Annotated in this window: 21 protein-coding genes and 1 riboswitch; of the genes, 16 read left to right on the forward strand and 5 right to left on the reverse strand. The window is 26.5% G+C overall.

Annotation, left to right across the window (positions count from 1 at the left end):
- Nucleotides 1-22: 22 nt before the first annotated feature.
- The 9 genes from ACZ5TJ_RS06340 (at nucleotide 23) to pepT (ending at nucleotide 7,657) form a co-directional block, all read left to right on the forward strand.
- Nucleotides 23-529 carry a J domain-containing protein gene (locus ACZ5TJ_RS06340; protein ID WP_464202062.1) on the forward strand — a complete coding sequence of 169 codons (507 nt, stop codon included), beginning with the start codon at nucleotides 23-25 and terminating at the stop codon, nucleotides 527-529.
- Complete coding sequence (locus tag ACZ5TJ_RS06345; RefSeq protein WP_464202063.1) at nucleotides 529-1,254, forward strand: hypothetical protein; 726 nt, start codon at nucleotides 529-531, stop codon at nucleotides 1,252-1,254. Before ACZ5TJ_RS06340 ends, ACZ5TJ_RS06345 begins: the two co-directional genes overlap by 1 nt.
- A gap of 146 nt (nucleotides 1,255-1,400) precedes the next feature.
- Nucleotides 1,401-1,961: a restriction endonuclease subunit S gene (locus ACZ5TJ_RS06350; protein ID WP_464202064.1), complete on the forward strand. Its 561-nt coding sequence runs from the start codon at nucleotides 1,401-1,403 to the stop codon at nucleotides 1,959-1,961.
- Between the two features lie 16 nt (nucleotides 1,962-1,977).
- Nucleotides 1,978-3,276: an N-6 DNA methylase gene (locus ACZ5TJ_RS06355; RefSeq protein WP_464202066.1), complete on the forward strand. Its 1,299-nt coding sequence runs from the start codon at nucleotides 1,978-1,980 to the stop codon at nucleotides 3,274-3,276.
- Nucleotides 3,277-3,299: 23 nt separating this feature from the next.
- Nucleotides 3,300-3,998, forward strand: coding sequence for a hypothetical protein (locus ACZ5TJ_RS06360; protein WP_464202068.1), 699 nt, complete (start codon nucleotides 3,300-3,302; stop codon nucleotides 3,996-3,998).
- Between the two features lie 31 nt (nucleotides 3,999-4,029).
- On the forward strand, nucleotides 4,030-4,713 hold the full coding sequence (locus tag ACZ5TJ_RS06365; protein ID WP_464202070.1) for a pseudouridine synthase: 684 nt from the start codon (nucleotides 4,030-4,032) through the stop codon (nucleotides 4,711-4,713).
- 22 nt (nucleotides 4,714-4,735) lie between these two features.
- On the forward strand, nucleotides 4,736-5,674 hold the full coding sequence (locus ACZ5TJ_RS06370; protein ID WP_464202071.1) for a TRM11 family SAM-dependent methyltransferase: 939 nt from the start codon (nucleotides 4,736-4,738) through the stop codon (nucleotides 5,672-5,674).
- A gap of 27 nt (nucleotides 5,675-5,701) precedes the next feature.
- Nucleotides 5,702-6,313: a DNA-3-methyladenine glycosylase gene (locus ACZ5TJ_RS06375; RefSeq protein WP_464202073.1), complete on the forward strand. Its 612-nt coding sequence runs from the start codon at nucleotides 5,702-5,704 to the stop codon at nucleotides 6,311-6,313.
- Nucleotides 6,314-6,430: 117 nt separating this feature from the next.
- The gene (gene pepT, locus ACZ5TJ_RS06380; RefSeq protein ID WP_464202075.1) at nucleotides 6,431-7,657 is read left to right on the forward strand and encodes a peptidase T; all 1,227 of its coding nucleotides are present in this window, start codon (nucleotides 6,431-6,433) and stop codon (nucleotides 7,655-7,657) included.
- Nucleotides 7,658-7,709: 52 nt separating this feature from the next.
- On the opposite strand, the gene ACZ5TJ_RS06385 is transcribed toward pepT, so the two are convergent.
- The gene (locus tag ACZ5TJ_RS06385) at nucleotides 7,710-7,919 is read right to left on the reverse strand and encodes a cold-shock protein (protein WP_464202077.1); all 210 of its coding nucleotides are present in this window, start codon (nucleotides 7,917-7,919) and stop codon (nucleotides 7,710-7,712) included.
- Nucleotides 7,920-8,217: 298 nt separating this feature from the next.
- On the opposite strand from ACZ5TJ_RS06385, the gene ACZ5TJ_RS06390 reads away from it, so the two are divergent.
- Complete coding sequence (locus ACZ5TJ_RS06390; RefSeq protein ID WP_045725554.1) at nucleotides 8,218-8,616, forward strand: hypothetical protein; 399 nt, start codon at nucleotides 8,218-8,220, stop codon at nucleotides 8,614-8,616.
- A 68-nt stretch (nucleotides 8,617-8,684) separates the two neighbouring features.
- Here the strand turns inward: ACZ5TJ_RS06390 and ACZ5TJ_RS06395 are convergent, their stop codons facing one another.
- Nucleotides 8,685-9,788 (reverse strand): DEAD/DEAH box helicase, encoded by a 1,104-nt coding sequence (locus ACZ5TJ_RS06395; protein ID WP_464202079.1) that lies wholly within the window; start codon nucleotides 9,786-9,788, stop codon nucleotides 8,685-8,687.
- A 239-nt stretch (nucleotides 9,789-10,027) separates the two neighbouring features.
- Here ACZ5TJ_RS06395 and ACZ5TJ_RS06400 point away from each other — a divergent pair, with 239 nt between their 5' ends.
- On the forward strand, nucleotides 10,028-10,423 hold the full coding sequence (locus tag ACZ5TJ_RS06400) for a hypothetical protein (protein WP_464202081.1): 396 nt from the start codon (nucleotides 10,028-10,030) through the stop codon (nucleotides 10,421-10,423).
- A 48-nt stretch (nucleotides 10,424-10,471) separates the two neighbouring features.
- On the opposite strand, the gene ACZ5TJ_RS06405 is transcribed toward ACZ5TJ_RS06400, so the two are convergent.
- The gene (locus tag ACZ5TJ_RS06405; protein WP_464202083.1) at nucleotides 10,472-11,323 is read right to left on the reverse strand and encodes a patatin-like phospholipase family protein; all 852 of its coding nucleotides are present in this window, start codon (nucleotides 11,321-11,323) and stop codon (nucleotides 10,472-10,474) included.
- Nucleotides 11,324-11,455: 132 nt separating this feature from the next.
- On the opposite strand from ACZ5TJ_RS06405, the gene ACZ5TJ_RS06410 reads away from it, so the two are divergent.
- From ACZ5TJ_RS06410 to ACZ5TJ_RS06420, 3 genes are all read left to right on the forward strand, one after another.
- Nucleotides 11,456-12,148 (forward strand): SanA/YdcF family protein, encoded by a 693-nt coding sequence (locus tag ACZ5TJ_RS06410; protein ID WP_464202084.1) that lies wholly within the window; start codon nucleotides 11,456-11,458, stop codon nucleotides 12,146-12,148.
- 46 nt (nucleotides 12,149-12,194) lie between these two features.
- Nucleotides 12,195-12,296: riboswitch (purine riboswitch) on the forward strand.
- 122 nt (nucleotides 12,297-12,418) lie between these two features.
- On the forward strand, nucleotides 12,419-13,789 hold the full coding sequence (locus tag ACZ5TJ_RS06415; RefSeq protein ID WP_464202086.1) for a uracil-xanthine permease family protein: 1,371 nt from the start codon (nucleotides 12,419-12,421) through the stop codon (nucleotides 13,787-13,789).
- A gap of 216 nt (nucleotides 13,790-14,005) precedes the next feature.
- Nucleotides 14,006-14,329 (forward strand): DMT family transporter, encoded by a 324-nt coding sequence (locus ACZ5TJ_RS06420; protein WP_464202088.1) that lies wholly within the window; start codon nucleotides 14,006-14,008, stop codon nucleotides 14,327-14,329.
- A gap of 158 nt (nucleotides 14,330-14,487) precedes the next feature.
- Here the strand turns inward: ACZ5TJ_RS06420 and ACZ5TJ_RS06425 are convergent, their stop codons facing one another.
- The gene (locus tag ACZ5TJ_RS06425; protein WP_464202089.1) at nucleotides 14,488-14,925 is read right to left on the reverse strand and encodes a hypothetical protein; all 438 of its coding nucleotides are present in this window, start codon (nucleotides 14,923-14,925) and stop codon (nucleotides 14,488-14,490) included.
- 102 nt (nucleotides 14,926-15,027) lie between these two features.
- On the opposite strand from ACZ5TJ_RS06425, the gene ACZ5TJ_RS06430 reads away from it, so the two are divergent.
- The gene (locus ACZ5TJ_RS06430; RefSeq protein WP_464202091.1) at nucleotides 15,028-16,275 is read left to right on the forward strand and encodes a serine/threonine-protein kinase; all 1,248 of its coding nucleotides are present in this window, start codon (nucleotides 15,028-15,030) and stop codon (nucleotides 16,273-16,275) included.
- 89 nt (nucleotides 16,276-16,364) lie between these two features.
- Entirely contained in the window at nucleotides 16,365-16,724 is a 360-nt protein-coding gene (locus tag ACZ5TJ_RS06435) for a hypothetical protein (protein ID WP_464202093.1), read from the forward strand.
- A 159-nt stretch (nucleotides 16,725-16,883) separates the two neighbouring features.
- Here the strand turns inward: ACZ5TJ_RS06435 and ACZ5TJ_RS06440 are convergent, their stop codons facing one another.
- Nucleotides 16,884-18,713 (reverse strand): APC family permease, encoded by a 1,830-nt coding sequence (locus ACZ5TJ_RS06440; RefSeq protein ID WP_464202095.1) that lies wholly within the window; start codon nucleotides 18,711-18,713, stop codon nucleotides 16,884-16,886.
- Between the last annotated feature and the right edge of the window lie 121 nt (nucleotides 18,714-18,834).

Here is an 18,834-nt window from a genome sequence, read left to right on the forward strand (position 1 = left end):
GATTATAAAAGGAGGGGATAAAATGGATTGGATTAATGTAAAATCAGTAGATGATTTAAGGAATTTCAAAACTCTTAAAAATGCTAGAATAGAAATTAATAAGGATATTAAGGAATTTTTTAAGAAAAAGAAGTGTAAAGATAAAAATATAAATGAAATGATAAAAATAACAAGTAATAGTTGGAAGGGGTTATTTGATAAAATTGTAGTATTTAGAGAGTTTTTAAATGAATTCATTGTAAGTAAAAACGAAATAAACAAAATAGAAACTAAGGAGATAAGTGAAGGTGAAAGTAGTAAATATTTTATATGTGATGAGTATGAATATATATTTTATTTACTTGAATTAGACGGAAAAGAAAGGGCAAATAAACTTAAAATAACTAGGGAATGTTATTCTGATAAAAAGGTAGCAAAGAAATGGAGAGATAATATAGCAAAGAAGCTTCATCCAGATAAATGTAAGCATAAAGATGCTGCTTGTGCGGTTGCAAAATTAAATCAATTATATGAGGATATGATTTCGTAATGAAAAAAGAAACATCTATAGTACCTTTTGAAATAGCCGTAAAGGATATGGAATATAATATTCCAGAAGATCCTGAAAATACAACGAAAACAGGTAGAAGTAGTGTGAAAAATTCTTGGAATAATTGTACCTATATAGATAATATGGGGATAATGTGGATTGAGAAAAGTAGAATAGATGGGATACTTAGGACTAATAAAGCAACAGCAAAATATATATTAAAAGATATACCAGATAGTAGTAGGACAAGAATAGCTGGCAAGGAGTATTTTAGAGCCTATGAAATTGGTAAAATACTAGATGAATTTATACAAAAAGAGGGAGTAGGGAGAAGAAAAGAATATTTAAAGTATTCAGAAAAAATATATAAAGCTATAAGAGATTCTGATACAGCAGAAAATATTAGGACAACCTATATAAAACAATTACAAGATAGTAGGAAAAATCTAAAAAGTAGGAGAATACGCAAATATAAAATAGAAAAAGATGAACTGACAGGAGAAAAATTAATTAAAAAAACTGCAGAGTTTTCTCATATAAGAAGCTATGCACTTTTTAAAGATATAGCAGATGATATAGAAAATGGACTTATTGTAAATAAGGGCACTCATGAGATAATCACTAAGAGAGGAATAAATGATGAAGTTGAGCTATATAGTTTATGTGAAGAGATGGATTGGGATACAGAGTGGATTAAAAAATTTAAAAAGTATTTTGATATATAAATAGGACTAAGAGCTGCATTATTAAATTGCAGCTTTTTTATTTTATATATTTTAAGATAAAAGTGTTGACCAAATTATATGGAATATATTACTATTATAACATAAAGTTACTTTTAAGTTAAAGCTAACTTAAAAAGGAGGGTGTTATGAAATTATCAGAATTATGTATTTTAAAAGGTGGATTTCAAGGGAAAATATTAGAGGGGGGAAATACATATAGGTTAATAAAATTAAAAGATGTAAGTAGTTATGGAGATATAAAATATAATGATTTAGCTTATTTTACTTCAGAAAAAGAAATAGATGATAAATATATATTAAAAAAGAATGATGTAATATTTAAAGCGAAAAGCGGTGATAATACTGCAGCGATAATTGATGTAGATGAAGAAAAAGTTGTTGCAACATCCCATTTTATAATATTAACAGTTAAAGATACTAATATTTTAGATCCAGAATATTTAGTAGCATATCTTAATTCGGAACAGGCTGAAGATTATTTTGACAGAAATTCTGAGGGATCTGTATTATCAATAATAAAATTAAAAACATTAGAAGATATGGAAATAAAACTTATAGACATTGAAAAACAGAAAGAAATATCAAAGATATATAAATTAGTTAAAGAAGAAAAAGAGATTATGAGTAAAATGCTGCATAATAGAGAAAAACAATTTAAAGAATATTTTAGAAGAAGTTTAGAGTAAAAGGTAGGATAGATAAATGGTCAATATAGAAAAGTATGTTAATAGCTATATGCGTGGGTTAATTGATATATTTAGAGAGTACTTTAACATAGATGTTGCTAGAAAAGTTGCTTTGGAGATTGTATTTCTAAAGCTAATTAAAAATAATGCAAAAAAAGAAATATTAAAATCTTATAGACATAACTTTTTAGACAAGCTCGAGGATTTTTTAGAAGGAAGTAAAGAAGTACAAGAAGTTATTAATGATTTATTTAGAATGAGAGATTTTGATGATGATATAATGGCAAAAACTTTAGAAGATATGGAAAAGTTTAATGAAGATATACCAAAAGATGAAGAGTTTAGAGCATGTATTAAATTCCTATATAGTGATATTAGATTAAATATAAATACTACAGATAATTTAAATATTTTAATTAAAGAGATTTTAAAAGAAACTAACTTTAAAACAATTTATGATCCAACTATAGGAACAGGAATGATGATAACAGAAGTATGCAAAGGACATAATGATGTAAAAATATATGGACAAGATATTGATACAAATTCAGTGAAAATATGTAAGATGCTTTTAATAATTGAGGGGAAAGGTAGATACGCTAAAAATATATTTGAAGGAGATGTAATAAAGAATCCTCTACATGTATCAAAAAATAAACTAAGAACTTTTGATTGTATAGTTAATAATCATCCATTTTCACTCAGGGAATGGGGACAGAATAAAATAATTCAAAATGATGACTTTAATAGATTTTATAGAGGAATTCCTTCAAAGTTAAGGGGAGATTATGCATTTATAACACATATTGTAGAAAGCCTTAATGAAAAAGGAATAGCAGTTATAATAGAAACTTTGGGAACTTTATTTAGAACAGGTATAGATGGCAATATTAGAATAAGACTTATAGAAGAAAATTTAATTCACTCAGTTATTGCACTTCCAAGTAATATGATGTATGGAACTGCACTTGCTATTAATTTATTAGTTATAAAAAAGGGTAGAGATAGGGACGATATATTATTTATTGATGCAACTGATAAAGGAAAAACATTAAAAAGATTAAAAGTATTAGAGGAAAAAACTATAGAAGAAATATCAGTTACATTTAATGAATTTAAAGAAGAGAAAGGATTTTCAAAATTAATAAATAGGGATGAGATATTAAAAAATTCGGGAAATCTTAACGTTAGAAGGTATGTGGAACGTAATAAGGAAAGGGAAGAAATTGATTTAAATAGTATAAATATTGAGATGAATATGCTTAAAAAGAAATTATATCAGGTTCAAAGTGAACTTGATAAGTATATGAATTAAAAATGGTAAAGGGGATTTTGGGTATGGATAAAAAAGAATTTAGAAAAAAGGAAAGAGAATATAAAATTAATAAAGCTTTACTATATATTGTGTTATATATAGCTGTAACAAGTGTATCTACCTATCTTTTTATGGGGAAAAATATATTAAATAATCAGGTGCTTTTTAATGCAGTAATGTGTATAACTGCACTTATGATTATAGGCATAAAAAATAATGACAAAAATTATATGGAATATCAATTAACATATACTAAGAATAAGCTTGGAAAAGTTATATATAAGAAAAAAGAAAGAAAAATATTTAAAATATACTTACAGTCAATGTCATATAGCTTATTGATTTATGGAATAGCAAGGAGTTTAAGTATTATTTTAAACTTAATAGATGGATCTAGGATTGATTTTATTGAAGTATTTTTTATCCTTGTTATACTTATATGTGCAATATTAGATATTAGAATTTATAAATTTAATTACAAAGATTATAGAAACACTTTATATGAAAATGGACTTATATGTTCAGATGGAAATATTTATCTATATAATGAAGCAATTGATGTTGAAATATATGAAGAAGGCTTATTAGGATGCTCTGTAAGAGTATATGGGAAAGAATATTTTACTAAAAGAGAAGATGTTGTAAGCGTAGATATAGATATTAATGATATTGATGAGGTTGAGAAAATATTTGAAGAGATGTGTGAATATAATTTGGATTAAAGCTTAATAACAAAATGGAAGGACTTTAATAATGAGAATAAATAAACTTTTTAGTAATTATGGAATTTGTTCTAGAAAGGCTGCAAATAAATTAATTGAAGAAAATAGAGTAATAGTAAATGGAGAGCCTTGCATTAAAGGGCAATGGGTTGAAGAAGAAGATATAATATTACTCGATAATGAAAGAATAAAACTTAAAGAGAAAATTTATATTGCTCTTAATAAGCCAACTGGAATAACATGCACTGCATCTAATGAAGTTAAAGACAATATAATAGACTTTATGAATTATAAAGATTATATATTTCCTGTTGGTAGATTAGATAAAGAGTCAGAAGGTCTTATAATTATGACTAATGATGGAGATCTTGCAAATAAAATTTTAGAATCAGAAAATGAGCATGAAAAAGAATATGTTGTTAAATTAGATAAGCCTTTTGATGATGATTTTATAGATAAGATGTCAAATGGAGTTGATATAGGATATAAAGAAAAAACTAGACCTTGTAAAGTTAAAAGATTAAGTGATGATACATTTAATATAGTATTAACTCAAGGATTAAATAGGCAAATAAGAAAAATGAGTGGAGCTTTTGGTTTTAAAGTTATAAAGCTTAAAAGAATTAGAATAATGAATATAAATTTAGATGATTTAGATACTGGGAAATTTAGATATCTTACTCTAGAAGAAGTTCAAAAGCTAAGAGAAAGTTAATTTAAATTTAGGAGAATAACATATGAATAAAGAAAATAAAAAAGAGTGCCTTTATATACTTAATTATCCAGAAGGTGAAGAGGAATTATGTAAGCTTGAAATGAGAAGAATATTTAATGTAAATATAAAAAGTAAATATTTATTTTCAGAATGTATTATAAATCCATCAAGAAGTCCATTCATTAAAGAGTGTGTAGAAATTATTTATAAAAAAGATTCTTTAGAAGAACTAATAGATTGTATAAGAAAAAATTCCTTAGAGTTTCCTGAGTTTAAAGTTAATTTTATAAGGCTTAAGAAAAATGAAGCAAGTTATAGTGAGAGACTTTCTGCAATGAAGGAAATTGGTTTATCTGTTAAAGGAAATGTAGATATACATAATGCAAAAATAGTACTTGGAGTTATAAAAATTGAAGGTAAATGGGTATTTGGCATTTATAGAAAAAATGATTGTATTTGGCATAACCATGATAAAAAGCCACATTCATATTCAAATGCATTAAGTATTAGGGTTGCTAGAGCTTTAGTAAATATTGCAGTTGGTAGGAATATTAATAAGAAAGTAATAGATCCTTGCTGCGGTGTAGGAACTGTTGTAATTGAAGGTCTTTCTATGGGAATAGATATAGAAGGATATGAAATAAACCCACAAATTGCACGTAATGCTAAAGAAAATCTTAAAGCATTAAACTATGATATAAAGATAGTAAAGGGAGATATGAATAATATAGATAGTAAGTATGATGTATCTATAATTGATCTTCCTTATGGATTATTTACTAAAACAACAAGAGAAAAACAAATAAATATAATAAAAAAATCTAGAGATATATCTAAAGAAGCAGTTATTATTAGTTCAGAGAATATGGAAAAAATAATAGAGAATCAAGGATTTAAAATAATAGATAGAGGATATGTTACTAAAAATAATTTTAAAAGATATATAACTGTTTGTAATTAATGTTCAGATATAGGAGGTATCATGAATATGTGTTTAGATAAGGGTTATTTTAAAGAAGGTGCCCTAGATTTAGCAAAAGATTTACTTGGTAAAATATTAGTTAGAGAAGTAGATGGCAAAATAATAAAATGCAAAATAGTAGAAACAGAAAGCTATATAGGAAAAATAGATAAAGCCTCTCATGCATATAACGGAAGAAGAACTAAGAGAACTGAGCCTTTATTTCATGAAGGTGGGATAGCTTACGTTTATCTTATATATGGAATGTATAATTGTATGAATGTAATTTCAGGAGCTAAAGATGAAGGGGAAGGGGTACTTATAAGAGCATTAGAACCACTAAATGAATTTGATTACCTTTCAAATATAAGATTTAATAAAGATTATGAAAGTCTTACAAAAGCACAAAAACTATCACTTACAAATGGACCAGGAAAGCTTTGTAAAGCCTTAAGTATAGATAGAGAATTTAATTATAAAAAGTTATACGAAAAAGGAGATATATACATAACAAATGGGGAAGATGAAGACTTTGAGATAATTGAAACTACAAGAATAGGAATAGATTATGCAGAAGAAGCGAAAGATTTTCCATGGAGATTTTATATAAAAGGAAACAAATATATATCAAAAAAGTAAATTAATAAATTTATAGTTTATTTGTTAACAAAATAGTAACCAATAACTGTATAGTTATTATTATATTAATTGTTGTATAATGTAACCATATGATGGTAGTTATAAAGGAGTGATAGCATGAAGAAAGTTCATGAAAGATTTTTAGAATACGTAAAGGTTGATACTAAATCAGATGAAGAAACAAGAACAACTCCAAGTACAAAAGGACAATTAGAACTTGGAAAGATTTTAGCAGAGGAATTAAAAGCTATAGGTCTTCAAGATGTTAGAATTGATGAATTTGGATATGTGTATGGAACAGTAAAAGGAAATATTGATAAAAAGGTTCCAACAGTAGGATTTATATCTCATATGGATACAGCACCAGATATGAGTGGCCGTAATGTAAAACCTCAAATTGTAGAAAACTATGATGGTGGAATCGTTACATTAAATAAAGAATTAAATATTAAATTAGATCCAAAAGAACTTCCAGAACTTAAAAACTATGTTGGTAAAACATTAATAACAACTGATGGAACAACACTTTTAGGTGCTGATGATAAGGCAGGAGTTTCAGAAATAATAACTGCAATGGAATATTTAATAAATCATCCAGAAATTAAACATGGAGATATAAAGGTAGGATTTACTCCAGATGAAGAAATAGGTGAAGGTGCAGACCACTTTAACGTTAAAGGATTTGATGCAGATTTTGCTTACACTGTAGATGGTGGAGCATTAGGAGAACTTGAATATGAAAACTTTAATGCAGCAGGTGCTAAAGTTGTAATAAAAGGTAAGAATGTTCACCCAGGTAGTGCTAAAAATAAAATGATTAATTCAACATTAGTAGCACATGAATTCTTAAATATGCTTCCTCTAAATGAAGTTCCAGAAAAGACTGAAGGATATGAAGGTTTCTCTCATCTTATGAGTATAAATGGAACTGTAGAAAATACAGAAATGTCATTTATTATTAGAGACTTTGATAGTAAAGAGTTCGATAGAAGAAAAGAAGAATTTATAAATGCTAAAGAAAAGTTAAATAGTATTTATGGAAAAGATACAGTAAATGTTGAAATTAAAGATCAATATAGAAATATGAAAGAAATGATAGAGCCACATATGTATATAGTTGATATTGCTAAAAAGGCTATGGAAATGTCAGATATTACACCTAATATAGTTCCAATAAGAGGAGGAACAGATGGTGCTAGATTATCATTTATGGGACTTTTAACTCCAAATATGTTTACAGGCGGAGAAAACTTCCATGGAAGATATGAATATATAGCAATAGAATCAATGGAAAAAGCTGTAGAAACAATAATTAATATAGTTAAATTATGTGCTGAAAAGTAAAAGAAAAGAAGTGATATAATATATCACTTCTTTTCTTTATGTAATTTAATTATTACACCTTTTGAACGTTTACAGCCATAGGACCTTTTTTACCTTCTTCAATATCAAAGGTAACATTTTCTCCTTCGTGTAAATCTTTATCATTTCCTTGTTCTTTAACTTGTGAATGATGAACAAAGACATCATTACCATTATCACATGATATAAATCCATATCCTTTTTCTTCATTAAACCATTTTACAACACCTGTTGTGCTTGACATACAAATCTCTCCTTAAAATTAATCTCTAACATATTATTAGCAGAAAAAAATTTTTAATACATGTAATTGGTTAAAAGAAGGAAGACTTATCATATTAATACATATAAAGCTATTTTTAATAAATTTAATAAAAAAATTAAATTGTTTTTATAAAATTTTTTATTTTTATCAATTATAAGAAGAGAAAGTATTTTTCAAACTTTGGCTTTTAGTGTATAATAAAGAAACAGTAAGGACAATTTTAGCAATTATTATAAGAATTATATAATAAATTGTTGTAAGGAAAGGAGATATGATTATGGTGAACATAAGAACATTTAGTAAGAAAATCCAATGGGATGGTTTAAACTTAACTTGTGTTATGGAAAGATATTTAGATACAAATAACATGGCATTAGAGTTATACGATGAGTATGGGGAATTCTATAAATGCGTTACGTTAGATTATAAAGAAACATTACCAAAATCAAACAATGCGATAATAAACAATAAAAAAGACTGTGAGGGAATATTAAATGTTCTAACAGCAGCTAATATTGTTAAAGTCGTTTCTAAAATTGATGTTAACCTTGTAATGAGAGATTTAGTTGTAGTTAATAGTAGAGAATTTAAAGAAATAGATGAAGATACATTCTTAGACTTTGCTAAGAGTAATTACCAAGACTTAGAATCATTTATGAATCAACAAGAATTATAATATTTAAAAATAGGCTACATAAATATAAGATTAAAATCTTAACTTATGTAACCTCTTTTTATATTATTTTATAATTCTCTTTTAGGAATTTTATATTCTATAGTTTCTTCTATTTGTTTTAACATATTTAAGTTTTTAGGATCTATAAACAGGCAAGTGTAACCAGATTCTTTAGCTCTTCCAGTTCTTCCTATACGATGTATATATCCTTCAACATTTTCCGGTATATCATAATTATAAACATGAGTAACTCCAGTTACATCTAATCCACGAGCTGCAACGTCTGTAGCTATTAAATATTGAATATCTGCATTTCTAAAAGATTTCATTATTCTTTCACGCTTTGGTTGTGGTATATCACTATGAATCTTTTTGCAGTTATAGCCTTTTTGATATAACTCTTCTTCTAGTTTATCAACTCTTCTTTTGGTTCTACAAAAAATAATCGCCATAAAAGGATTATCCTCATCTAATACCTTACATAGTGAATCAAACTTCCATCTATCTATTGTTTCAACCACTTCTTGTTTTATATTTTCAAGTGTTACTTGTTCTTTTTCTATAGATATAGATACTGGATCATTCATATATCTATAAGCTAATTTTTTAACTTTAGCATCTATAGTTGCAGAAAAACATAAAACTTGATGTTTTTTAGGAGTTTCTTTCATAATAGAGTCAATTTCATTTCTAAATCCCATAAATAGCATTTGATCTGCTTCATCTAAAACTAAAGTTTTAAGTTTTGAAAGATTAATAGTTCCTTTTTTTAAATGGTCTAATAATCTACCAGGGGTAGCAATAACAAGTTGTACTCCACCTTTAAGTTTCTTTAGTTGTTTACTAATATCTTGGCCACCATAAATAGATAAAATATTTATATCTTTACCTTCTTTTAATTTATTAGCTTCTTCTGTTATCTGTATTGCAAGTTCTCTTGTTGGAGAGATAATAAGTCCTTGTACATTCTTATCATTTTCTTTTAGATTTAAAAATAGTGGAAGTAAGAAGGCAAGTGTTTTTCCAGTACCTGTTTGAGCTTCTGCAATAACATCCTTTCCATTTAATATGAAAGGAATACTTTCTTGTTGAATTGGAGTTGGATTTTTAACTCCTATTTTATTTAATACTTTTATTATGTCATCATTTTTAATAAGTTCTTTAAAATTCATTTAATCTAACCTTTCTATTTAAGCATAGTGTCTTTATAATATCATATTGTGTGAGTTTATACTAATTTATTAGACATAAGTAGAGTTTTAATTGAAAAATTTAATATATTATTTCTATTTAATAATTTTGTAAACAAAATTTAGTTAATTTTACATTTTAAAAAGGAATTTTAATAGTATAATGGATACAAATAATGTACAAGCTAAAATATAAGATAAATAACTATGGAGGAATTTGTATGAATAGAGAAACAATAGAGCTTAGAGAAAAATTAATAAATTCATTATTATGGAACGATAATGAAGCTATTTTAAGTAGACTTGAAAAAGAAGCTTTCGAAAATGATATATTTGAACCTGATAATGGTGAAATAATTGCAAGAAGACCTAATGAAAGCTTAGGACAATATATAGATAAATTTACAGTAAAACTTATGAAAAACTTTTCTAAAGAAAAATTTAATACATTAAAGAGATTATATGATGACTACAACAGATTAGGAGATAGCCATTTAGAAAAAGTAGAAGTTAAAAATAGCAAAATAAATAAAAAGAACATAGCATTAGGTGGTGCTGGTTTAGTATTAGGTGCAACTATATTTAATTACTTTATGAGAAAAAATAAGAAGAAATAAATTAATATTTCTTCTTATTAAGACTAAATAAATTATTTGAAAATTGCATTATATACATTCTTCAAATAATTTTTTTATATCATCAAGTCTTTCAATTGCTAGTTTATAGCCATTATTATAAGCTTCTTTTAGCTTATTTACATCTTTCTCAAAACTATCAATTGCTTGACTTTCAGATGGTCTTAAAATAATTGCATTACCAGACTTTTCAAGTTCTTCACAAAAACGAACTGTTTTATTGTAGTGATTATGTCTTGTTAAAAATGCATTTTTTAAGTTAGAATATTTTCTGCAAAGGAGTTTTGATGCTAAAATGTTACCTTTCCCTAATTTTTTTCTGTAACTTTGAGGGCGAGTAAGTATAATTAAATGCTTATCATTTCCATCAGCAATAGCTTTTTTTATTGGAATAGGATCACAAAGTCCACCATCATAATAATACTTATCGTTAACTTTTATTGTAGGGAAAAATAGTGGTATAGCACAAGTTGCTCTAAGCATAGTAGATTTTTCATCTATTTTTTTACCATCTAAATATTCTGTTTTACCAGTCTCAGCATTTGTAACACCAACTAGCAGTTTACCATCATATTTTGAAAGGGTATCCATATCAAATGGATTAAGTTTATTTGGTATTTCATCAAAAACGAAATCTAAACCAAAAAGACTTTTGCATTTTAAAAAGTTTCTAAATCCAATATAACGCTTATCATTTCTGTAATTTTCCATAATTTCTAAATTTCTACCACGTTGTTTAGAAATATAAGAAAAGGCGTTACAAATACCAGCAGAAACTCCAATACAATATGGAAAAATTATATCATTATCTAAGAGCGCATCTAATATACCAGCAGTAAATATTGGTCTAAAGGTGCCTCCTTCTAATATTAAACTAGGCATAAGTCCTCCTTTAAAAAAAGTATATAAAAAAATTATACATTCAATAAATAAAAAAAACAAATGAATAAAAAGAAAATAATGCCTTATTAAATATAATAATTAAGTCTTATAGAAAGGGATTTATAGATTAATATGAATAATAAAATAAAAAAGTGGACAATTAGGGTTTTAGGATTAGTAATTATTTTTTCAATAATTATATGTGGGGCTTCTATATATTCAATAAGTGTAATAAATAAAGAAAGTATGGGTAAAATAGTTAATGATAAAAACTTACCAAAAGATGCTGACGCAATAATTGTACTTGGTGCAGGGGTAGACGATAATGGAATGGCAAGCGACATATTAGTTGATAGGTTAGAAACTGCATTAGAAGTATATAAAAATAGTGGAAGTAGTAAATTTTTATTAAGTGGAGATCATGGTAAAATTGGATACAACGAAGTCGGGGCAATGAAAGATTATATTATGGATCATGGAAATGTAAAAGAAGAAAATATATTTTTAGATCATGCAGGTTTTTCTACTTATGAAACTATGTATAGAGCTAAAGAAATATTTGAAGTAAAAAAGGCGATAATAGTAACTAATGAATATCATCTTCCAAGAGCTTTATATATTGCAGAAAAAATGGGAATAGAAGCTTATGGTGTTAATGCAGACAAAAGAAATTATATATATATTGATAGTTATAAAAAGAGAGAAAATTTAGCAAAGATAAAGGATTTTATGTATACCAATATAATAAAACCTGAGCCAACTTTTTTAGGAGATGCTATACCAATAAGCACATCTGACGGAAGAATAACAGATGATGAGATGTAAAAATAAAAGATATTAGTTGCAATACGTTGAATTTATGATATAATCTCAATATATCATAAAAACTGCTCGTATATAATCGGAAATAGGGTCCGGAAGTTTCTACCTGCTAGCCGTAAATTAGCAGACTACGAGGGAACGAAATTTTAATAACTAGTATTTTCTATTGTTAAAATATCTCACCTCAAATTTTATTTGAGGTGTTTTTTATTTTATTCCTAAATATACATAGCTAGAGCAGATGATAAATATGTCTAGAGGGAATGGTTAAGGATGGGAAAAAACAAACAAAACAATTTAAACTCAGAACTTATGTATGGTATTAATGATAAACCAAGCATAGGTGTGCAAATATTACTAGGGTTTCAGAACATATTTGCAGCATTTGGTGGAATTATAGCAGTACCACTTGTAATATCAAGTGCACTTGGATTTGATGGGATGACTTCAACGGCAGTACTTAGTGCATCAATATTAACATCAGGAATAGCAACAGTAATACAATCAAAAGGAATAGGTCCATTTGGGGCTAGAGTACCATGTATTATGGGTACAGATTTTACTTTCGTTGCACCTGCAATTGCAGTTGGAGGGGTAGCAGGACTTCCAGGAATAATTGGAGCTACAATACTTGGATCAATTTCAGAAGTTGTATTAAGTTATTTTATAAAGCCACTAATGAAATTATTTCCACCACTAGTTACAGGTACAGTTGTATGTCTAATAGGCCTTACTTTACTTCCAGTATCAATGGATTGGGCAGCTGGTGGAACTGGTAGTGCAGACTATGGAAGTTTAAAAAATGTTTCAATAGCAATGATAGTACTTATAATAACACTTCTTTTAAATAGATACGGAAAAGGTATGGTAAGTAGTGCATCTGTATTAATAGGTATGGCAATAGGTTATATATTATGTATTCCACTTGGAATGGTTGACTTTACATTAGTTAGAGAATCAGCATTATTTGCATTCCCTAACATATTTAAATATGGAGTAGAATTTGATATTAAATATGTTTTAACATTTATACCAGCTTATTTTGTTACTACAATTGAAACTGTTGGATGTTTAGCATCAATTTGTGAAGTTTCAAAGGTAGAAGTAAATGATAAGATAGTTGGAAGAGGAGTATTAGCAGATGGTGCTGGCAGTATGATTGCTGGAGTACTTGGAGCTTTTCCAAATACAACTTTTAGTCAAAATGTAGGATTAATACCATTAACTAAAAATGCAAGTAGATCAGTTGCTATAATGGCAGGTGTATTACTTATTGGACTTGGATTTTTCCCTAAATTTGCAGCTCTTATAAATATAATACCTCAACCAGTTTTAGGTGGTGTTGGAATTGTAATGTTTGGAACTATTGCAGCTGCAGGTATTAAAACATTAAGTACAGTTAAGATAAACAATAGAAATTTATTAATAATTGCAACTTCAATTGGATTAGGACTTGGAGTAACATTTAGACCAGAATTCATAGGTCAATTACCAGAAGGATTAAAGATGATATTTTCATCAGGAATCTCAACTGGTACAATAGTTGCACTTATATTAAATAAAATATTAAAAGAAGAAGAAATAATAGATAGCGGTGAAGAAAAATTAAATAAGGATGAAGATATAGAAACTAAGACGGCGTAGTTTTAGTATATAAAAAAAGGGAATACTAAATTGCCAAAAAAAGAGATATATCTATAGATTAGGACACTTAAAAGGTGTCCTTTTCTATTGCAATAAATAAGAGACGATTTCATTCTTAAAGGAAAGAATAAAGTGACTTTAACATATCTTCATGATAAAATATGGATTGATTAAGGTAGATTAATTAAAAATTTATATAGAAAGAAGGTATAAAGTATGGCTTACTTATTTTTAGCTGCTGCTATTATATTAGAATTAGTAGCAACTATGGTTTTGAATTATTCAGAAGGATTTACAAAATTTTATCCTACAATTTCTTGCATTTTATTATATATAGTTTGTTTCTTTTGTCTATCAAGAGCATTGCTAAATTTAAATCTTAGTATAGCATATGCCACATGGTGTGGTATAGGAATAGTTGTATCAACTTTAATCTCTGTATTTATTTTTAAACAAGGAATTACTGGAATGGGGGTTCTAGGTATTATATTAGTAGTAGCTGGATGTGTAATATTAAATTTATATGGTAGTGTCCATTAAATATTCTTATATAAATTACAGTTTGTAAAACTTTTAGTTATGTTAAAAATGAATAGTTATAAAAACGCATAAAGAAATTAAAAGTGTAAAAAAGAGTTAAATGTGTTTTTTATCTTGTAGGCGTAGCAGTAAAGCTATGCCTACTTTAGTTATATTTTTTATTCTTCTAAAATAAAATTTTCATCTAAATTATATAAAAATTCATTTGTATCTAAAACATTTAAACCTTTATTAATAGCAAAGATTATAGCACTATCTCTAAGATTCTTTGCATAAAGTTTACCTACTTTTGCAAGGGCTAGGGCTTTTTCTGTTTCTTCTAAATTTAATTTAGCACTAATACAAAGTTTTATTATTTTATCTCTACTTGGATTTTTATCGCCATTTAAAATTTGATATCCATAAGTTCTATTAATATCAGCATCAGCTATTAATTTACTTTTTTTTATTCCTTTTTCAGCACACTTTTCTAAAATGTATTTCGAAAAATCTGTATATTTAATAGTATCTATTGAGTTTAAATATTCTTCAAATTCCTTAATGTTTTTTGTTTCTTTAAGTATATCTAATAATTCAGAAGTAGTCTTTTCATTCACGTAAGTATTCACTCCTTAATAGTTTTGTTAAATTGTTTAGGGGACAAATTATATGATATAATTCCCTATGTAGAAAATCAATATAAATAAGGGGAAAATATCATGGATAGTTTAATTATGGAATTTAAACTTTCTTGCTATGAAGAATTAACTAAATTAAATGAAAATAAAAAGAGTAAAATATACTTAGTTAGAAATAAAGTAGATAGCAAAATATATATAAAGAAAGTTTTAACTAATTATAATCTTAGAATATATGAGGTATTAAAAGAAAATAATCTAAATAATATACCCAAAATATATGAAATATTTCAAGACGATAATACTTTGACTATTATAGAAGAATATATTAATGGAGATACACTTAAAGAAATTTTAGATAGAGAAGGCATTATAAAGGAAGATGTAGTAATAGATTATATATTAACTTTATGCGATACATTAGACAAGCTACATAACCTAAATCCAAAAGTAATACATAGAGATATAAAACCTTCTAATATAATTATAAGTAATGATAATATTTTAAAATTAATTGATTTTGATGTATCGCGTGAATATAAAGAAAATAAAAGTGAAGATACAGTAATACAAGGAACTGAAGAATATGCACCACCAGAGCAATTTGGATTTATACAAACTGACGAAAGAAGTGATATATATTCTACAGGAATCCTTATAAATGTATTAACAACAGGGGAGTATCCAAAAAATAAATTAAATAAAGGTAAATTAGAAACTATTATTAAAAAATGTATAGAGTTCTCACCAAATGATAGGTATCAAAAGGTAATAGATTTAAAAGAAGATCTTTTGAAAATAAAAAACGGTTCAAATAATGATTTGATAAATAAGATATCATATAGAAATGATATTAAATATGAAAAGAAATTTTCAAAGTCTTTAAAAAATAAAAAAGATTTAGATATAAATAAGAAAATTTCTAATTTAAAAGAAAAAGCAAATAAGATAATAATAAAAGATAAGAAAATTGAAAATGAAAAAGAGAAAGAAAAAATAAGGATTAAAAACTTTTATAAAGTTATTCCAGGCTTTAGAACGGGGAAGAAATGGAAGGCTGCTTTAGCTACTTTAACATACGTATTTTTAATATTAACATTTTTTATAGAAAGAGAAACAGAGGGTGTTAAAAATGAAATATTAGAGAATGCATCTATGGTAACTTTAATTTTATTACTTATTTTTTTATACTCTAATTTTTTAGGTGTAAAAGAAAAGTTACCATTTATAAAAAGTAATAATAGAATAATAAATTTACTTGGATATATATTATATAGTATTTTAATATTTATAATTTTTGGAGTATTAAATGATATGTCAAGAATTTAATTTGTATGCTCTAAGCATACCAATTTCTATTAAATAAAACCTATAATAAAACCATAGCAAATATGAATTGTTTTTAGGAGGAATTTAATATGAAGAAAAGAAGTAAAGTATTAATTATATCAGCTATACTTGGGGTATTATATTCAATATTTTTAATAGTTAATTTTGGCGGAGCTATGTCTAGCGCTTCATCTGACGCAGAGGCAGTTGGAGGAGCTATAGCAACAGCACTTGTTACACCACATATGATTTGCGTAGTACTTGCAGCTATATTTAATTTAATAGGAGCTTTAAATAATAAAGCTGGATTTGCACTGACAGGTGGAATATTATATTCAGTTGCAGGAGTTTTATTCTTAATGTATATACCTTTTGTTATACCAATGATAGTTTTAAGTTTTGTTGGATATTCAAATGTTAAAAAGATATTAAAGGCAAAAGAAGTTTAGTTAATAAATTTTACTTAAGCATAACTTTTATAATGTTAAATTGTATAAGGGATATTTATATAAGTAAGTATTACATAGATAAAGTTTAAGGGAAATATTAAGTAAAATTATATTATAAAAAGGTCAACTTTTACGTTTAGTAAAAATTGACCTTTTTTATTATTTAATGATATAAGGTATAGTTACAATTGCAATGTGCTTTTTTGTAAGTAGTGAAGTCCTCATAATTAAAGTAAGTTGATTATGAAGAAAATTATCATGAATATGACTAGAAATAAGTTGTGGGAAAACAACTGTTATTTTATCATCCTTCCAAGTTTCACTACTCATCTTTTGAAGAAACTTACAAAATGTTGTACGAATTTCTCTATAAGGAGCTGGCAAGAATGTTATTTCCTCATAAATTCCAAAGTCTTTTAAACTTTTTGAAAGCTTAATGTCATTATTAGGATCAGTTGATACGTGAACTATAGTTATATCGCTTTGAAGAGTTTTAGCGTAGTTATAACACTTTACAAAACTCTTATTAAGAGAATCTATAAGTAACACTGTATGATTTTTATGAGGAACTTTTGCATATTCAGTTATATTTTCACAAGAATTAATTTTTAATTGGTTATATGCATAGTCGTAATATTTTTTAACTCTAAGCATACTAAAGACTAGTATAGGAATTATAATACATATAATCCAAGCACCATGAGTAAATTTTGAAACTGTAATTACTATTAAAGTAAATGCACTTACTACAAGTCCAACACCATTTACAAATGCTTTATGCCTCCATCCTTTTGGTCTTAATCTATGCCATTTAACTAACATACCACTTTGAGAAACTGTAAAAGATATAAATACACCTATAGCGTAAAGTGGTAATAATAGCTCTAAATCTCCTTTAAATATAATAACTAACAATATTGAAATTGTTGATAATAAAATAATACCATTTGAGTAACTAAGTCTCCTTCCTACATTACCTAATTGTCTTGGTGCAAATCCATCCTTTGATATTATTGACCAAAGAAGAGGAAGTCCAGAAAATGCAGTATTTGCAGCCATAAGCAATATTATTGCTGTTGTAAACTGAATTATATAATAAAAAATATTATTTCCAAAAATTTCAGTTGCCATTTGAGATATTAAAGTTTGAGATTCATTAGGAATTGTATAATAAAGCGTTGATAAATATGATAGTCCGCCAAGTATTAAAAATACTAATAATCCTAAGAAATATAAAACATGTTTGGCATTCTTTTGTGATGGTTCTTTAAAAGCTGGAACTGCATTACTAACAGCTTCAATTCCAGTTAATGCTGTACAACCTGAAGCAAAAGCTTTTAAAAATAGTAAAGCGGTTATGGATTTAGAGAAACTTGGTAGTTCATATATTGGCTTTGGAGTATATCCTAAAACTTTAACTTTTATAATACCAACTACTATCATAAAGATAATAGAAAATGCGAAAAGATAAGTAGGAATACCAAATAGCTTTGAAGACTCTCTAATTCCACGTAAGTTTCCAATAGTTAAAAATAATATAAGTAATATTGTAATAATAATCTTATATTTAGAAAGAACTGGAAATGCTGATGTTATAGCATCACAACTTGCAGTACTACTAACTGCAACAGTTAGTATATAATCTACTATTAAAGCTGATGCTGCAAGTAAGCTAGCTTTTGTTCCAAAGTTATCTTTGGCAACTATATAAGCACCACCTCCAGTTGGATAGCAATCTATAACTTGTTTATAAGAACATATTAAAAAGAACATTAAAAGCAATATAGCTATTGTAACTAATAACATGTACTTATATGATGCAAGTCCTGCGTAGGGTATTAAAACACCAAGTATTGCAGCTCCTGCATAAGCAACAGAAGATATAGCATCGCTTGATAATATAGGAAGTCCCCACAATGCATTATATTTTTGATTTTTAAGTTCTTTTGTCATTAATGGTTTCCCAATTAATAAATGAGAAATTTTCATAAATTCCACCTCTATAATGATTTTTTTTGAAACGATTTTTAAATTATAAGCTGAACTAGTGAACTTGTTATTAACACTTAATACACTAAGTTTAAAAGAATATAAAGTTTTTTTGAATAAA

This window comes from Clostridium budayi (genome assembly GCF_055396605.1).

Coding starts and splice junctions, on each gene's coding strand:
- ACZ5TJ_RS06400 (WP_464202081.1), top strand. CDS start 10,028: ATGAATAGAGAAACAATAGAGCTTAGAGAAAAATTAATAAATTCATTA.
- ACZ5TJ_RS06390 (WP_045725554.1), top strand. CDS start 8,218: ATGGTGAACATAAGAACATTTAGTAAGAAAATCCAATGGGATGGTTTA.
- ACZ5TJ_RS06395 (WP_464202079.1), bottom strand. CDS start 9,788: ATGAATTTTAAAGAACTTATTAAAAATGATGACATAATAAAAGTATTA.
- ACZ5TJ_RS06385 (WP_464202077.1), bottom strand. CDS start 7,919: ATGTCAAGCACAACAGGTGTTGTAAAATGGTTTAATGAAGAAAAAGGA.
- ACZ5TJ_RS06375 (WP_464202073.1), top strand. CDS start 5,702: ATGTGTTTAGATAAGGGTTATTTTAAAGAAGGTGCCCTAGATTTAGCA.
- ACZ5TJ_RS06340 (WP_464202062.1), top strand. CDS start 23: ATGGATTGGATTAATGTAAAATCAGTAGATGATTTAAGGAATTTCAAA.
- ACZ5TJ_RS06410 (WP_464202084.1), top strand. CDS start 11,456: ATGAATAATAAAATAAAAAAGTGGACAATTAGGGTTTTAGGATTAGTA.
- ACZ5TJ_RS06435 (WP_464202093.1), top strand. CDS start 16,365: ATGAAGAAAAGAAGTAAAGTATTAATTATATCAGCTATACTTGGGGTA.
- pepT (WP_464202075.1), top strand. CDS start 6,431: ATGAAGAAAGTTCATGAAAGATTTTTAGAATACGTAAAGGTTGATACT.
- ACZ5TJ_RS06355 (WP_464202066.1), top strand. CDS start 1,978: ATGGTCAATATAGAAAAGTATGTTAATAGCTATATGCGTGGGTTAATT.
- ACZ5TJ_RS06405 (WP_464202083.1), bottom strand. CDS start 11,323: ATGCCTAGTTTAATATTAGAAGGAGGCACCTTTAGACCAATATTTACT.
- ACZ5TJ_RS06345 (WP_464202063.1), top strand. CDS start 529: ATGAAAAAAGAAACATCTATAGTACCTTTTGAAATAGCCGTAAAGGAT.
- ACZ5TJ_RS06350 (WP_464202064.1), top strand. CDS start 1,401: ATGAAATTATCAGAATTATGTATTTTAAAAGGTGGATTTCAAGGGAAA.
- ACZ5TJ_RS06370 (WP_464202071.1), top strand. CDS start 4,736: ATGAATAAAGAAAATAAAAAAGAGTGCCTTTATATACTTAATTATCCA.
- ACZ5TJ_RS06430 (WP_464202091.1), top strand. CDS start 15,028: ATGGATAGTTTAATTATGGAATTTAAACTTTCTTGCTATGAAGAATTA.
- ACZ5TJ_RS06365 (WP_464202070.1), top strand. CDS start 4,030: ATGAGAATAAATAAACTTTTTAGTAATTATGGAATTTGTTCTAGAAAG.
- ACZ5TJ_RS06420 (WP_464202088.1), top strand. CDS start 14,006: ATGGCTTACTTATTTTTAGCTGCTGCTATTATATTAGAATTAGTAGCA.
- ACZ5TJ_RS06415 (WP_464202086.1), top strand. CDS start 12,419: ATGGGAAAAAACAAACAAAACAATTTAAACTCAGAACTTATGTATGGT.
- ACZ5TJ_RS06440 (WP_464202095.1), bottom strand. CDS start 18,713: ATGAAAATTTCTCATTTATTAATTGGGAAACCATTAATGACAAAAGAA.
- ACZ5TJ_RS06360 (WP_464202068.1), top strand. CDS start 3,300: ATGGATAAAAAAGAATTTAGAAAAAAGGAAAGAGAATATAAAATTAAT.